Origin of the sequence: Burkholderia aenigmatica, assembly GCF_902499175.1 — a bacterium.
GTDB lineage: Bacteria > Pseudomonadota > Gammaproteobacteria > Burkholderiales > Burkholderiaceae > Burkholderia > Burkholderia aenigmatica.
Genome location: NZ_CABVQC010000046.1, coordinates 1 through 13,098, shown reverse-complemented (window position 1 = coordinate 13,098; position 13,098 = coordinate 1). Strand labels below are relative to the sequence as shown.

Annotated in this window: 15 protein-coding genes; 7 read left to right on the top strand and 8 right to left on the bottom strand. The window is 68.2% G+C overall.

Translation table 11 applies throughout. The annotated features are described in order from the left end of the window. Positions 1 to 20: 20 nt before the first annotated feature. From BDO18943_RS27890 to BDO18943_RS27880, 3 genes are all read right to left on the bottom strand, one after another. Complete coding sequence (locus BDO18943_RS27890; RefSeq protein WP_043189939.1) at positions 21 to 476, bottom strand: GNAT family acetyltransferase; 456 nt, start codon at positions 474 to 476, stop codon at positions 21 to 23. A gap of 13 nt (positions 477 to 489) precedes the next feature. Beyond that, complete coding sequence (locus BDO18943_RS27885) at positions 490 to 1,674, bottom strand: acetylornithine transaminase (RefSeq protein WP_043189935.1); 1,185 nt, start codon at positions 1,672 to 1,674, stop codon at positions 490 to 492. 293 nt (positions 1,675 to 1,967) lie between these two features. Continuing rightward, entirely contained in the window at positions 1,968 to 2,999 is a 1,032-nt protein-coding gene (locus BDO18943_RS27880) for a CDP-6-deoxy-delta-3,4-glucoseen reductase (RefSeq protein WP_043189932.1), read from the bottom strand. Positions 3,000 to 3,106: 107 nt separating this feature from the next. Here BDO18943_RS27880 and BDO18943_RS27875 point away from each other — a divergent pair, with 107 nt between their 5' ends. Then, on the top strand, positions 3,107 to 4,144 hold the full coding sequence (locus tag BDO18943_RS27875) for an NAD-dependent epimerase/dehydratase family protein (protein WP_175024827.1): 1,038 nt from the start codon (positions 3,107 to 3,109) through the stop codon (positions 4,142 to 4,144). On the opposite strand, the gene BDO18943_RS27870 is transcribed toward BDO18943_RS27875, so the two are convergent. Further along, positions 4,127 to 4,312, bottom strand: a complete 186-nt coding sequence (locus BDO18943_RS27870) for a hypothetical protein (protein WP_175024826.1) — start codon at positions 4,310 to 4,312, stop codon at positions 4,127 to 4,129. The two genes, BDO18943_RS27875 and BDO18943_RS27870, sit on opposite strands and share 18 nt — an antisense overlap. A 108-nt stretch (positions 4,313 to 4,420) precedes the next feature. Then, positions 4,421 to 5,137, bottom strand: coding sequence for a pseudouridine synthase (locus BDO18943_RS27865; RefSeq protein WP_175024825.1), 717 nt, complete (start codon positions 5,135 to 5,137; stop codon positions 4,421 to 4,423). 114 nt (positions 5,138 to 5,251) lie between these two features. Between BDO18943_RS27865 and copC the strand changes: the two genes are divergently transcribed. The 4 genes from copC to BDO18943_RS27845 all read left to right on the top strand — a co-directional run bounded on the left by copC (position 5,252) and on the right by BDO18943_RS27845 (position 8,230). Then, the gene (gene copC, locus BDO18943_RS27860; RefSeq protein WP_175024824.1) at positions 5,252 to 5,626 is read left to right on the top strand and encodes a copper homeostasis periplasmic binding protein CopC; all 375 of its coding nucleotides are present in this window, start codon (positions 5,252 to 5,254) and stop codon (positions 5,624 to 5,626) included. A 63-nt stretch (positions 5,627 to 5,689) separates the two neighbouring features. After that, positions 5,690 to 6,190 carry a DinB family protein gene (locus BDO18943_RS27855; protein ID WP_175024823.1) on the top strand — a complete coding sequence of 167 codons (501 nt, stop codon included), beginning with the start codon at positions 5,690 to 5,692 and terminating at the stop codon, positions 6,188 to 6,190. Between the two features lie 179 nt (positions 6,191 to 6,369). Then, complete coding sequence (locus BDO18943_RS27850) at positions 6,370 to 7,143, top strand: SDR family oxidoreductase (RefSeq protein ID WP_175024822.1); 774 nt, start codon at positions 6,370 to 6,372, stop codon at positions 7,141 to 7,143. Positions 7,144 to 7,309: 166 nt separating this feature from the next. Beyond that, positions 7,310 to 8,230 carry a LysR family transcriptional regulator gene (locus tag BDO18943_RS27845; protein WP_175024821.1) on the top strand — a complete coding sequence of 307 codons (921 nt, stop codon included), beginning with the start codon at positions 7,310 to 7,312 and terminating at the stop codon, positions 8,228 to 8,230. Between the two features lie 40 nt (positions 8,231 to 8,270). Here BDO18943_RS27845 and BDO18943_RS27840 read toward each other — a convergent pair whose 3' ends face one another. Next, a complete protein-coding gene (locus BDO18943_RS27840; RefSeq protein ID WP_175024820.1) occupies positions 8,271 to 9,167 on the bottom strand; it encodes a LysR family transcriptional regulator in 897 nt (298 codons plus the stop codon). Between the two features lie 106 nt (positions 9,168 to 9,273). Between BDO18943_RS27840 and BDO18943_RS27835 the strand changes: the two genes are divergently transcribed. Next, positions 9,274 to 10,164, top strand: coding sequence for an alpha/beta fold hydrolase (locus BDO18943_RS27835; protein WP_175024819.1), 891 nt, complete (start codon positions 9,274 to 9,276; stop codon positions 10,162 to 10,164). Between the two features lie 30 nt (positions 10,165 to 10,194). On the opposite strand, the gene BDO18943_RS27830 is transcribed toward BDO18943_RS27835, so the two are convergent. Beyond that, a complete protein-coding gene (locus tag BDO18943_RS27830; RefSeq protein ID WP_175024818.1) occupies positions 10,195 to 11,094 on the bottom strand; it encodes an SDR family oxidoreductase in 900 nt (299 codons plus the stop codon). A gap of 40 nt (positions 11,095 to 11,134) precedes the next feature. After that, positions 11,135 to 11,872 carry an SDR family oxidoreductase gene (locus BDO18943_RS27825; protein WP_175024817.1) on the bottom strand — a complete coding sequence of 246 codons (738 nt, stop codon included), beginning with the start codon at positions 11,870 to 11,872 and terminating at the stop codon, positions 11,135 to 11,137. 117 nt (positions 11,873 to 11,989) lie between these two features. On the opposite strand from BDO18943_RS27825, the gene BDO18943_RS27820 reads away from it, so the two are divergent. After that, positions 11,990 to 12,892, top strand: a complete 903-nt coding sequence (locus BDO18943_RS27820; RefSeq protein WP_043189899.1) for a LysR family transcriptional regulator — start codon at positions 11,990 to 11,992, stop codon at positions 12,890 to 12,892. Positions 12,893 to 13,098: the final 206 nt, after the last annotated feature.

The window sequence follows — 13,098 nt, the reverse complement described above, 5'->3', positions numbered from 1 at the left end:
GCCGGCTGCCGGCCTTGGCTTCATGCGGCCGGCAGCGTCTTGCCGAACGAGATGCGTTCCTCGACGCGATAGCCGAGTGCCGCATAGAAGCGGCACGCGTCGTCGTTGCCGGGCAGCACCTGCAGGTTGATCTTCAGGCAGCCGCGCGCGGCGAGCGCGCGTTCCGCATGCGCGATCAGTGCGCGGCCGATGCCGAGCCGCCGCGCGTCGTTCGATACGCCGAACGAGTAGAGCCAGCCGCGATGTCCGTCGAAACCTGCCATCAGCGTGCCGACCACGCGCGCGCCGCAGGTCGCGACGAAGAACAGTTCCGGCTGCGTCGCGAGCTTCAGCGCGATCGATCGCAGCGGATCGCGGTGCGGCGGCGCGTCCGCGTCTTCGTACTGCGGGAACGCGTCGCGCCATACCGCGAGCACGGCATCGGTGTCGGCGCGTTCGAACGGGCGGATTGCGACAGCATCGGCGGCGGCATCCATCGCGGCGGTCTCCTTAGAGCGTGTCGAGAATCGACCGCAGCATCGCCATCATCTGGTCGATTTCGTCGGTCGTCACGTTCAGTGCGGGCATGAAGCGCAGCAGGTTCGGCCGCGCGGCGTTCAACAGCAGGCCGTCGGGCTGCATGTCGCGCGCCTTCTCGACGATCTGCGGGCCGATGTCCTTGCCGAGCAGCAGCGCGCGCAGCAGGCCTTCGCCGCGTTCGCCTTCGAAGCCGCGCTCTTCCGACAGCTCGAGCAGCTTGCGCTTCAGGTATTCGCTGCGCTCACGCACGCCTTCGAGGAAGCCCGGCGCGACGAGCTGCGAGATCACCGAGTAGCCGACCGCCGTCATCAGCGGGTTGCCGTTGTACGTGCCGCCCTGGTCGCCGGCCTCGAACACCGCAAACTCGGCCTTCGACAGCAGCGCGCCGAGCGGAGCGCCGCCGCCGATGCCTTTCGCGAGCGTCATGACATCCGGCTCGATGCCGGACAGTTCGTACGCGAACAGCGTGCCTGCACGGCCGCAGCCGCTTTGCACTTCGTCGACGATCAGCAGCAGGTTGTGCTGCTTCGTCAGTGCGCGCAGCGCCTGCATGAATTCACGCGTCGCCGGAATCACGCCGCCTTCGCCCTGGATCGGCTCGAGCATCACCGCGACGGTCTTGTCGGTGATCAGCTTCTCGACCGAGTTGATGTCGTTCAGTTCGGCCTTCGGGAAGCCCGGCACCTGCGGCGCGTAGATCGTGTCCCAGCCCGGCTTGCCGCTGGCCGACATCGTCGCGAGCGTGCGGCCGTGGAAGCTGTGGTCGAACGTGATGATCTCGTACGCGCCGTTCTTGAACTTGCGGCCCCACTTGCGTGCGAGCTTGATCGCGCCTTCGTTCGCTTCCGCGCCGCTGTTCGTGAAGAACACCTTGTCGAACACGCTGTGCTGCGTGAGCAGGCCCGCGAGCTTCGCCATCGGTTCGTTGTAGAACGCGGGCGACGGGTTCAGCAGCTTTTCCGCCTGCGTCTTGAGTGCTTCGACGATGCCGTCGTTGCAGTGGCCGAGGCTGTTGACGGCCCAGCCCTGGATGAAGTCCAGATAGCGCTTGCCGGTGTGATCGTAGAGCCACGAACCCTTGCCGTGCGTAAACACGATGTCGGGGCGGTTCGTGATGTACATCAGCGAGTCGATCGGATAATCGTTCAGGGGCATGGCAGCAGACTCCAGCGGACGTTGAAAGGGAAACAGGCAATAAAAAAGCCACGGAAGGCCGTGGCTGGTGGGTCGAACAGCTTGTGCGTAACCGGTGAAGCAGTGCGGGGGTTACGCGCGAGTCCGTGACGAGCCTGCGGCATCCGGGCGGAGCGGCGAGCGGCGACGTCGAAGGGCGGACAGGAAGCAGTTCATGTGCGCAAGCATAAGGCATCCCGCGCCTCACTGTAAACCGCCGCGATGCCACGGATGTGACATCGCGGCGCGCAGTGCCGTAAGCGGGTGCGCGGGTCTTAGACCGGATGCGCGAGATCGGCGGCGCTCGTGAACGAGTCCGCATAGAACTCGTCGGCCGGCAGCGCGTGGTGCTGCGTGAAGTCGCGCTGCGCGGATTCGACCATCACCGGCGCGCCGCACGCGTACACCTGGTGGGCCGACAGATCGGGCAGGTCCTCGATCACCGCGCGATGGACGAAGCCCGTGCGGCCCGTCCACTGATCGCCGGCGTCCGGCTCGGAGAGCACCGGCACGTACTTGAAGTTCGGGATTTCGCGTGCCCACTGCTCGGCCAGCTCGTCGAGATAGATGTCCTTCTTGCGGCGCGCGCCCCAGTAGAGCGTCATCGGGCGCGTGATGCCCGTGTGCTTCACGTGCTCGATGATCGCCTTGATCGGCGCGAAGCCCGTGCCCGATGCGAGCAGCACGATCGGCTTGTCGGAATCTTCACGCAGGAAGAACGTGCCGAGCGGGCCTTCGAAGCGCAGGATGTCGCGCTCCTTCATTGCGCCGAACACGTGGTCGGTGAACTTGCCGCCCGGCATGTGACGGATGTGCAGCTCGATCGGGCCTTCCTCGTGCGGTGCGTTCGCCATCGAGTAGCTGCGGCGCGAGCCGTCCTTCAGGATGAACTCGACGTACTGGCCGGCGAGATACTGCAGGCGTTCGTTGGCGGGCAACTGCAGCTTCACGACCATCACGTCGTCGGCCTTGCGTTCGAGCGCGGCGATCCGGCACGGCAGCTTCTTGACCTGCACGCCGTCGACGCCGGCGATTTCGCGCACGTCGATCTCGAGATCGCACTGCGCCTTCGAGCAGCACAGCAGCGCGAGACCGCGCGTGCGCTCGTCGTTGGACAGTGCCGACGCGGCGTGCGGGCCCTGTTCGATCTGGCCCGACACGATCTGGCCCTTGCAGGAGCCGCACGCGCCGTTCTTGCAGCCGTACGGCAGATGGACGTTCTGGCGCAGCGCAGCCGCCAGCACGGTTTCATCCGACTCGACCTGGAATTGCCGGCCGCTTTGCTTGAGAGTGACGTTGAATGCCATAGAACCAAACTAGAACAAAATGTGGGGACCGTGCATATCGCGCACGGCAGCTACAATGCAAGCCCGTTGCGCGTCGCGCAACGGTGGCTACTGATTTCGCAACCAACATGATCGCGACTCGAATCCTGCGCCGGCCGCGCGCACTGATCGTCGGCTGCGGCGACGTCGGCATGCGCTGCGTCGCGCAATGGCGCGACACGCACCGCAACCTGCGGATCTTCGCGCTGACGAGCCACCCGGCCCGCCGCGACGAACTGCGCGCTGCGGGCGCGACGCCGATCGTCGGCGACCTCGATCGCCGCGCGACGCTCGGCCGCCTCGCGGGTCTGGCCCGCACGATCCTGCATCTCGCGCCGCCGCAGTCCGACGGCCGCGACGATCGGCGCACACGTGCGCTGATCGCCGCAACGACCGTGCCTGCGCGACGGCCACCGGTGCCGTCGGCATCGGCGGTCGGCCGGCTCCGAACGCTGCGCACCGCTGCCCGACAGGCCGGTGCGCCCGTTCGGGCAGCGCGTATTGTACCCGACGGTCTTCGTGCGCCGAGGCTCGTCTACGCCAGTACGACGGGCGTTTACGGCGACTGCGGCGGCGCACGCATCGACGAAACGCATCCGCTGCGCCCCGCGAATCCGCGGGCATTCCGGCGCGTGTCGGCCGAGCGGCAACTGCGCGCGGCGACGGTGCGCGGCGTGCTGTCCGCGCGCATCGTGCGCATTCCGGGCATCTACGCGGCGAACCGTCTGCCGGTCGCGCGGCTCGAGCGCGGCACGCCGGCGCTCGAGCCGGCCGACGACGTCTACACGAACCACATCCACGCGGACGATCTCGCGGCGATCCTGCGCCGTGCGGCCGAACGCGGCAAGCCGGCGCGCGCCGTGCATGCGTCGGACGACAGCGAACTGCGGATGGGGGAGTATTTCGACCGGGTCGCGCAGGTGCTCGGCTTGCCGAAGCCGCCACGCGTCAGCCGCGCGGATGCCGAGCGTCAGCTCGAACCGACGCTGCTGTCGTTCATGCGCGAGTCGCGGCGCCTGTCCAACGCACGGCTCAAGGCCGAATTGTGCGTGACGTTGCGCTATCCGACCGTAGACGATTTCCTTCAAACGCTTGCGCCGGGCAGCGCGTCAGGTGAGCGCCGGTAACGCCTCGATCAGCAGGAAGCACAGCAGCGCGCCGATCAGCGCGCCAATCAGGTTCGGATGATATTTGTGCTTCATGCGCATCGCGGCCAGCAGCCCGCCGATCACGATGACACCGACGACCGCGAACGCGATCATCACATACGACAGTTCGAAACTATGGCTGTTCATGATGTCTCCCCCTGCATCGCTGTTCTCTTACAGCTTGTGATTTCAGTATAGCGGGGGAACATGCGGCCGAGATGCGGCCGGGCGTCGAACGGTCGTGCGGATTTTCCCTTACAGGGTTTTGACCGGATTGCGTAATGCTGAAAGGTCGGCGTCATTGAGCCAGCGCCACGCACCCGGTGCGAGATCGTCCGGCAGCGCGAAACCGCCGATGCTTTCGCGATGCAGCGCTTCGACGCGATTGCTCGCCGCCGCGACCATGCGCTTGACCTGGTGATACTTGCCTTCGAGGACGGTCAGCGCGAGTGCGTGCGTGTCGCGCGCGTCGGCTGCGACCGCCGCGATCGGCTTCGGCTCGCCGTGAAGCAGCACACCGGTGCGCAGCGTGTTCAACTGCGTGTCGTCGAGCGGGTGGCGCACGGTCGCCACGTAGGTCTTCGGCACCTTGCGCTTCGGCGACGTGTACGCGTGCACGAACTGGCCGTCGTCGGACAGCAGCAGCAGGCCCGTCGTGTCCTGGTCGAGGCGTCCGACGCACTGCACGCCGCGCGCGATGAGCGGCGCGGGCAGCAGGCTGAACACGCTCGCGTGGTGTTGCGGATCGCGCGAACACTCGTAGCCGGCCGGCTTGTTGAGCGCGAGATACGCGTGCGCGTGGAACGGCCACGCAGTATCGTCGACCGAGAACACGAGGCCGTCGGTATCGAACGCGGCGTCGGGATCGGTCGCGCTGGCGCCCGCCACGGTGACGCGGCCCGCTTCGATCAGGCCGCGGCACTGGCGGCGCGAGCCGAAGCCCTGAGTGTAGAGAATGCTTTCGAGATCCATAGCGCGCGCATTCTATCAAGCGGCGGCGCGCGACCGGCAGGAACGCGCATGCGCTGGTAAGCTGCCGGTACGCCGCGCGGGGCGCGGCGCCCGTTCATTCTTCACGGAAAGTCCATGCCTTTCGCTTCGTACCCGTTCGGCCGCAAGGCTGCTGCCTTCATCCTCGCCGCGACCGTTTCGTCGGCCGCGTTCGCGCACGCCCACCTCGCGAAGAGCGACCCGGCGGCGGGCGCGACGGTGGATGCCACACCGGCCGCCGTCACGATCGACTTCACCGAGCCGCTGGAGCCGGCGTTCAGCTCGATCGTCGTCGTCGCCGACGACGGCAAGACGGTGTCGGACGGCCGTGCGCGTATCGACGCGTCGAACCGCAAGCGGATGACGGTGCCGCTCACGGCGATCGGCACCGGCACCTATACGGTGAAATGGGTGGCCGTCGCGACCGACGGACACCGCACGCAGGGCGCGTACGGCTTCAGCGTGAAGTGACGCAACGGCGGCCGCAGGCCCGTGCCAGGGCTGCCGCCGCCTCTATCCGACTGGGAGTCCCGCATGAATCCGACGACGCTCGATGCACTCGCCGATTTCCCCCGTCTGCTCGAAGCCCATTTCGCGGCCGTCCCCGACGGCTATGCGCGCTGGACGCCCGACGACTGGGCCGGGATCCCGAGCGAGCACTTTTCGCCGCTCGGGCAGCTCTGCCACGTGCGTGACATCGAGATCGACGGCTATCACGTGCGGCTGCGGCGGATGCTCGACGAGGATCGGCCGCTGCTCGTGTCGATCGATGGCGACGCGCTCGCGATCGAGCGCCGCTACAACGACGCGTATGCGTCCGACGTGCTCGCGGCGATCCGCGAAGCACGGCGCGAGACGCTGGACCTCGTGTCGCGCCTCACGCCGGAACAGCTCGCGCGCACCGGGGAGTTCGACGGCTACGGTTCGCTGACCGTGCGCGGGCTCGTCCACTACCTGTGCAGCCACGATCAGCAGCATCTGGCCGGCATGCAGTGGCTGCTCGGCAAGATCGACGCGGCGCTGTACGCGCGCTGAGCCGGCCGGCTTGCGCGGAATCGAGCCCGGATTCCGGCGCGGTTGTCGGTGCGGCAGGCTGCACTGTGTCGATGCGATTGGATCGCTTTTCTGGATAATCCATCCAGCCGCGGCCGGCTGACCGGCGCGTCGCGCGTGCCTACACTCCAAGCTTCGTTCAACGAGAAAAGGAGTCAACCGTGGCAACTCATACGCTCGCAGGCAAGGTCGTCCTGATCGCAGGCGGCGCAAAGAATCTCGGTGGCTTGATCGCGCGGGATCTGGCGAGCCACGGCGCGAAGGCGGTGGCGATTCATTACAACAGCGCCGCATCGCAGGCGCAGGCCGAAGAGACGGCCGCCGCGGTGCGCGCGGCCGGCGCGGAAGCCGCCACGTTCCAGGGCGACCTGACGACGGCCGCCGCGGTCGAGAAGCTGTTCGACGACGCGAAGCAGCGCTTCGGCAAGATCGACATCGCGATCAACACGGTCGGCAAGGTGCTGAAGAAGCCGTTCACCGAGATCAGCGAGGCCGAGTACGACGAGATGTTCGCGGTCAACAGCAAGTCGGCGTTCTTCTTCATCAAGGAAGCGGGGCGGCACCTCGAGGATCACGGCAAGCTCGTCACGCTCGTGACGTCGCTGCTCGGCGCATTCACGCCGTTCTATGCGGCGTACGAAGGGTCGAAGGCGCCGGTCGAGCATTTCACGCGCGCGGCGTCGAAGGAATACGGGGCGCGCGGGATCTCGGTGACGGCCGTCGGGCCGGGCCCGATGGACACGCCGTTCTTCTACCCGGCCGAGGGCGCCGATGCGGTCGCGTATCACAAGACGGCGGCCGCGCTGTCGCCGTTCAGCAAGACGGGCCTCACCGACATCGAGGACGTCGTGCCGTTCATCCGCCATCTCGTCACCGACGGCTGGTGGATCACGGGTCAGACGATCCTGATCAACGGCGGCTATACGACCAAGTAACCGACCCGGCAACGGGCCGCGCAGCGCACCGCAATGGCGCGTTTGCGTGGACAATGGACGGGTGCGCGGCCTCGCGGCTGCGCGCCCGTTTTTTCTGTACCGCCGGACCTTGCCGCGACGTGCGACGGCCGGCGGCGACGATCGTCCGAACTTACGTTCCCCGCCGATGGACAAGCTGGATCAGGTCAGAATCTTCCTGCAGGTTGCCGAGATGGGCAGCTTCATCAAGGCCGCGCATGCGCTCGACGTGCCGCGCGCGACCGTGTCGGCGGCCGTCCAGCAGCTCGAGACGGGGCTCGGCACGCGCCTCCTGCATCGCACGACGCGCCAGGTGCAGCTGACTGCCGACGGTGCGCTGCTGCTCGAACGCGGCCGGCGCCTGCTCGCGGAGGCCGACGAACTCGACCGCCTGTTCCGCCGCCGCGACCGCGACGTGATCGGCCGGCTGAACGTCGACGTGCCGAGCCGGATTGCGCGCCGCATGGTGGCGCCCGCGCTGCCGTCGCTGTTTCGCCGCTACCCGAAGCTGCAACTGGCGCTCGGCTCGACGGATCGTTCAATCGATCTGGTCCAGGAGGGCGTCGACTGCGCGATCCGCGTCGGGCGGCTCGCGGACAGCAGCCTCGTCGTGCGGCCGCTCGGACAGTTCACGCTGATCAACTGCGCGAGCCCCGACTATCTGCGCGAATGCGGCGTGCCCGAGCATCCGGATGCGCTCGCGCACGGACACTGGGCGATCGGTTATGCGTCGCCGACGACCGGGCGCGAGCTCGACTGGGAATACTGCGCGGATGGCCAGCGGCACACACTCGCGCTGCCGAGCCGCGTGATCGTCAACAACGCCGAAACCTATATCGCCAGCTGCATCGCGGGGATGGGGCTGATCCAGATTCCGCGCTTCGACGTCGCGCATCTGCTCGACAGCGGCGCACTCGTCGACGTGATGCCCGGCCACCGCGCTGCGCCGATGGATGTGTCGGCCGTCTATCCGCATCGCCGGCACCGGTCGAGGCGGCTCAATGCGTTCATCGAGTGGTTCGGAGAACTGATGGCGAGCGCGCTGACGAAGGGCGGGGAGGGCGACTGACCGGCGCGGCCGGTTAGCGTCACGCGCCGTCGCACCTGTTTCAGCCGGGCGGCGCCGCGAACTGCCGGCTGCGCCCGGTTTCCCGCACCACGTCGATCAATGCCGCGCCGGCGCCATCCGGTTTCGCCGCGAACGCGTAGAAGCGCGCAGCCGGTAGTGCCGGCAGACCGTCCTGCGGCCCGCATTCACGCAGGCCGTCGCGCAGCTGGCTGCGCGCCAGCGCGGTGACCGCGAAGCCCGCGAGCGCGGCCGACACGCAGCCGGCCATGCTGCTGCTTTCGAACAGCACGCGGAACGGCCGCAGCGCGGCGGCGAGTGCCGCGACGGCGGCTTCCCGATAGACGCACGGCTGCGGAAACAGTGCGAGCGGCACGTCGCCGCCTGCGTCGAGCGTGCAATCCGACGCGAACGCCCACACGAGGGGTTCTTCCCAAAGCAGTTCACCCGGCGTGTCGACCTGCCGGCACTGCTTGCCGAACACGACGTCGAGCCGGCCAAGCGTCTGCTCGCGCAGCAACGATGCGGTGATGCCGACCTTCAGCTCGATCGACGTGCGCGGGTGGCGGTCGCGAAACGTGCGCAGCACATGCGGCAGCCACGCGCCCGCGAAATCTTCGGACGCGCCGACTCGCAGCGGCCCGTGCGCCGGCGCGCCGCGCAGCCTCGCGCGCACTTCGCGCTCCATGTCGACGATGTTGCGCGCGTATGCGTACAGCGTGTCGCCGGCCGGTGTGAGCGCGATGCGGCGGGTCGTGCGCGCGAGCAGCACCGTGCCGGCCGCCTGCTCGAGCCGCTTGATGTGGCCGCTGACGGCGGACGGCGTCAGCGCGAGCCGTTCCGCGGCCGGCGCGAAGCCGCGGCTGTCGACGACTTCGAGGAAGGTGCGCAGCAGCGTGATGTCGAGCGAGGTCGACGCGGGATCAGTCAGCGGCTCCATGGATCAATTCAACGTGATACTCGAAGAATAAACGATGATACTCCGCGAATCGTGATGAAAGAATTGCCTACCATCGTGCACTCGGATCGACCCAACGGAGTACACGATGACGACCTATGCGCATGCGACGACCGCGTCGCTCGACATTGCCTATCTCGAATGGAACCCGCACGGCGAGCGCGTGGCCGTGCTGCTGCATGGCTGGCCGGACAGCCCGGTCGGCTGGGACGCGGTGGCGGCGGCGCTCGCCGCGCGCGGCTATCGCGTGCTCGCGCCCGCACTGCGCGGTTTTGCGCCGACCCGCTTTCGCGACGCATCCGTACCGCGCAGCGGCCAGCTCGCGGCGCTCGGACGCGACCTGCTCGACTTCGTCGATGTGCTTGGCATCGAGCGGCCCGTGCTGGTCGGGCACGACTGGGGCGCGCGGGCGGCCGCGAACGCGTGCGGGCTGCGCGACGCCGCCGCATCGCATCTCGTGATGCTGTCGGTCGGGTACGGCACCAACGATCCGGGACAGCCGCTGTCGCTGCAGCAGGCGCGCAACTACTGGTATCACTGGTTCATGGCGACGCCGCGCGGCGAGCAGGCGTTGCGCGACGATCGCCGCGCGTTTGCCCGCTTGATGTGGGACACCTGGTCGCCGCCGGGCTGGTATCTCGACAGCGACTTCGACGCGGCCGCCGCTGCATTCGACGGGCCCGACTGGATCGACGTCGTCCTGCATTCGTACCGGCATCGTTGGGGATTCGCACCGGGCACGCCGGCCTATGCCGACGACGATGCGCGTCTGAATCCCGCGCCGGTGCTGGCGGTGCCGACGCTCGTGCTGCATGGCGGCGCGGACACCTGCAATCATCCGGACAGTTCGGCCGGACGCGAGCGATGCTTTGCGGGGCGCTACGCCCGGCAGGTGCTGGACGGCGTCGGCCACTTTCCGCAGCGTGAGGCGCCGGCGGCGGTCGCCGACGCGATCCTCGGGTTCTGCGAGCAAGCTTGATGCGCGCCGGCGTGTCCGGCGCGCAGCGGATCAGCCGGCGACGCGGGCCGCGAGCAGGTCGGCGAGGCCGATGCTCCTGAACATCTCGCGGCGGACGCGGTCGCCGACGCGGAACACTTCCTCCGCGCCATCCTGCGACGGATCGACGAACACGCGGTACGGGCGCTTGCCGGCTGGCGCGGCGACGATGTCGGCAATCGCGGTTGCGACGGTGCCGGCATCGGCGTCCGTCGGTTCGAGCGCGGCGAGGCCCTGCAGTGCCTGCTCGGCGACGCCCGCGTAGGGGCCGTCGACGTAGGCGGCCTGAACGGCTGCGTCGGCTGGCTTGCCTGCGTGGGCGAAGTGATTCGTGCCCTGGGTGAAGGCGCCCGGCACGACGATCGACGTCTCGATGCCCCAGCGGGCGAGTTCGGCCGCATAGGACACCGCGAGCGAATCCATCGCGGCTTTCGCGGCGAAGTAGGGGGCGAGGAACGGCGGCGTACCGCCGCGCGCGGACGACGACGACACCCAGACGAGCAGGCCGCGGCCCTGGCGGCGCAGGTGCGGCAGCGCCGCGCGGTTGACGCGCTGGGTCGACACGACGTTGATGTCGTAGAGCTGGGCGATCTGCTCGGGCGTGAACGCTTCGGCCGGGCCGAACACCATGTGGCCGGCATTGTGGACGATGACGTCGAGGCGGCTGGTGTCCGCGATCACACGATCGATGGCGGCACCGACGGACGCGTCGTCACCGACATCGAGCTCGACGGTGCGCAGGTCGACGCCGTGCTCCTGCGCGTAGGCGGCGACGGCGGCGACGCGTGGCGCGTTGCGGCCGGTGCTTTCGCGCATCGACGCGTACACGGTATGGCCGGCGCGGGCGAGTGCCTGGGCGGTCAGCAGGCCGAAGCCGCTGGACGCGCCCGTGACGAGGATGACTTCGTTCATGATCGATCTCCGGTAAGAGGCAGGCGCGGCAGGCGGCCGGTCAGCACATGCCGCCGTTCGCGCGCAGGATCTGGCCGTTGACCCATGCGCCGTCGGGGCCGGCGAGGAACGCGACGACGCTGGCGATGTCTGCGGGCTGGCCGAGCCGCTCCAGCGGGTTCATCTTCGCCATCCGGTCGACGAGTTCGGCGCTCTTGCCGTGCAGGAACAACTCGGTCGCGACCGGCCCCGGCGCGACCGCGTTCACGCTGATGCAGCGGCCGCGCATCTCCTGTGCGAGCACCTGCGTCATGCCCTCGACGGCGGCCTTGGTCGCGATGTACACGCCGTAGGTCGGCAGGCGCATGCCGATCACGCTCGATGTCAGGTTGACGATGCGGCCGCCGTCGCGCACGCGCTTCGCCGCCTCTCGGCTGACGTTGAACGCCCCCTTCAGGTTGATCGCGACGGTCTGGTCGAACGCTGCGTCGTCGAACTCGGCAAGGGGGGCGAGCTTCATCACGCCCGCGCTGTTGACGACCACGTCGATCCGGCCGAATGCCTGCTCGGCCGCGTCGAACAGGGCGGCCACGGCCGCCGGATCGGCGACGTCCGCCTGCACCGCGACGGCCGTGCCGCCACCGGCGACGATCGCGTCGACCACTTCCTGCGCGGGGCCGGCGCCACCGGCGTAGTTCACGACGACCCTGAAACCGTCGTGGGCGAGACGACGGGCGATTTCCGCACCGATGCCGCGCGACGAGCCCGTGACGAGGGCGACCTGTTCCGATGTGCTCATGTCCTGCTCCTTGGTTCGTGAGTGCCGTGCGATCCGGCGACAGGACTAATGTAGGCGCCCTCGTTCAATAAAAATAATGAATAATGATCAGATCAAGAATGACTGAAAGTATGTCTCATGGCATTCGACAGCAGACTTTTGAGCGGCATCGGCGTGCTCTCGGCGGTGATCGAGGCCGGCACCTTCGCGCGCGCCGGCGAGGCGATGGGGTTGACGCAGCCGGCGGTGAGCCGCGCCGTTGCCCGGCTGGAAGAGCGCGTCGGCATCCGGATCTTCAACCGCACGGCGCGCGCGATCACGCTGACCGACGAAGGGCGGCGCTTCTATGAGGCGGTCGCGCCGCTGCTGGCCGGCATCGAGGAGGCGGCGATCGACGCCGGCCAGTCGAAGGCGCGTGTCAGGGGGCGGTTGCGCGTCAATGTCGACGCGACTTTCGGCCACTACGTGCTGGCGCCGAAGATGGCGGAGTTTCTCGACCGCTTTCCCGACCTGTCCGTCGAGATCAGCGTGCGCGACCGGATGGGCGACCTCGTCGCCGACGGGTTCGACGTGGCGGTGCGGTTCGGCATTCCGGAACCGTCCTCATACCGTGCGCGGTTGCTGCTGGAAACGCGCGTGCTCACCTGCGCGTCGGCGGCCTATGTCGCGCGTCATGGCGAGCCGCGGCACCCGCGGGATCTCGCGGATGGGCATCGTTGCGTGCTGATCCGCGATCCGGTGACGGGGCGGCCGTTCGAATGGGAATTCCATCGCGGCGAGGAGGTGGTGCCGTTCGATGCGGCCGGCCGGCTGATGGTCAACGATACGGGGATGCTGCTCGGCGCGTGCCTGGGCGGCGCTGGGATCGCGCAGCTGCTGGAACTCTATGCGCGCGACATCCTTGCCGACGGGCGGCTGGTGCTGCTGTTGCCGGCGTGGGCGGACGAGACGTTTCCGCTCTACGCGTATCACCACGCGTCCAATCTCGTTTCGGCGAAGGTGCGCGTGTTTCTCGACTTCGTGCGGGCGTTGATGGCCTGAGAGAGCGAGCGGGCGAGGCGGCGCGCGGCGTCCCGCGCATTCATTCGGTGCGATGCGGAATGCTGTCCGGGAACGGGTAGGGCGCGTGCGGGCCCGGCCAGTCAGGCACCGGTGGCGCGGTCAGTACGTTGAAGCGCGCCGCGATAAAAGCGGCTCGTTTTGCGAGATAAGTTTCACCGGGTAATTGTTGCACGCATTGAAAGCGA

Excerpts from the sequence above, each read along its gene's own strand:
- BDO18943_RS27890 (WP_043189939.1), bottom strand. The coding sequence starts at position 476 with ATGGATGCCGCCGCCGATGCTGTCGCAATCCGCCCGTTCGAACGCGCC.
- BDO18943_RS27885 (WP_043189935.1), bottom strand. The coding sequence starts at position 1,674 with ATGCCCCTGAACGATTATCCGATCGACTCGCTGATGTACATCACGAAC.
- BDO18943_RS27880 (WP_043189932.1), bottom strand. The coding sequence starts at position 2,999 with ATGGCATTCAACGTCACTCTCAAGCAAAGCGGCCGGCAATTCCAGGTC.
- BDO18943_RS27875 (WP_175024827.1), top strand. The coding sequence starts at position 3,107 with ATGATCGCGACTCGAATCCTGCGCCGGCCGCGCGCACTGATCGTCGGC.
- BDO18943_RS27870 (WP_175024826.1), bottom strand. The coding sequence starts at position 4,312 with ATGAACAGCCATAGTTTCGAACTGTCGTATGTGATGATCGCGTTCGCG.
- BDO18943_RS27865 (WP_175024825.1), bottom strand. The coding sequence starts at position 5,137 with ATGGATCTCGAAAGCATTCTCTACACTCAGGGCTTCGGCTCGCGCCGC.
- copC (WP_175024824.1), top strand. The coding sequence starts at position 5,252 with ATGCCTTTCGCTTCGTACCCGTTCGGCCGCAAGGCTGCTGCCTTCATC.
- BDO18943_RS27855 (WP_175024823.1), top strand. The coding sequence starts at position 5,690 with ATGAATCCGACGACGCTCGATGCACTCGCCGATTTCCCCCGTCTGCTC.
- BDO18943_RS27845 (WP_175024821.1), top strand. The coding sequence starts at position 7,310 with ATGGACAAGCTGGATCAGGTCAGAATCTTCCTGCAGGTTGCCGAGATG.
- BDO18943_RS27840 (WP_175024820.1), bottom strand. The coding sequence starts at position 9,167 with ATGGAGCCGCTGACTGATCCCGCGTCGACCTCGCTCGACATCACGCTG.
- BDO18943_RS27835 (WP_175024819.1), top strand. The coding sequence starts at position 9,274 with ATGACGACCTATGCGCATGCGACGACCGCGTCGCTCGACATTGCCTAT.
- BDO18943_RS27830 (WP_175024818.1), bottom strand. The coding sequence starts at position 11,094 with ATGAACGAAGTCATCCTCGTCACGGGCGCGTCCAGCGGCTTCGGCCTG.
- BDO18943_RS27825 (WP_175024817.1), bottom strand. The coding sequence starts at position 11,872 with ATGAGCACATCGGAACAGGTCGCCCTCGTCACGGGCTCGTCGCGCGGC.
- BDO18943_RS27820 (WP_043189899.1), top strand. The coding sequence starts at position 11,990 with ATGGCATTCGACAGCAGACTTTTGAGCGGCATCGGCGTGCTCTCGGCG.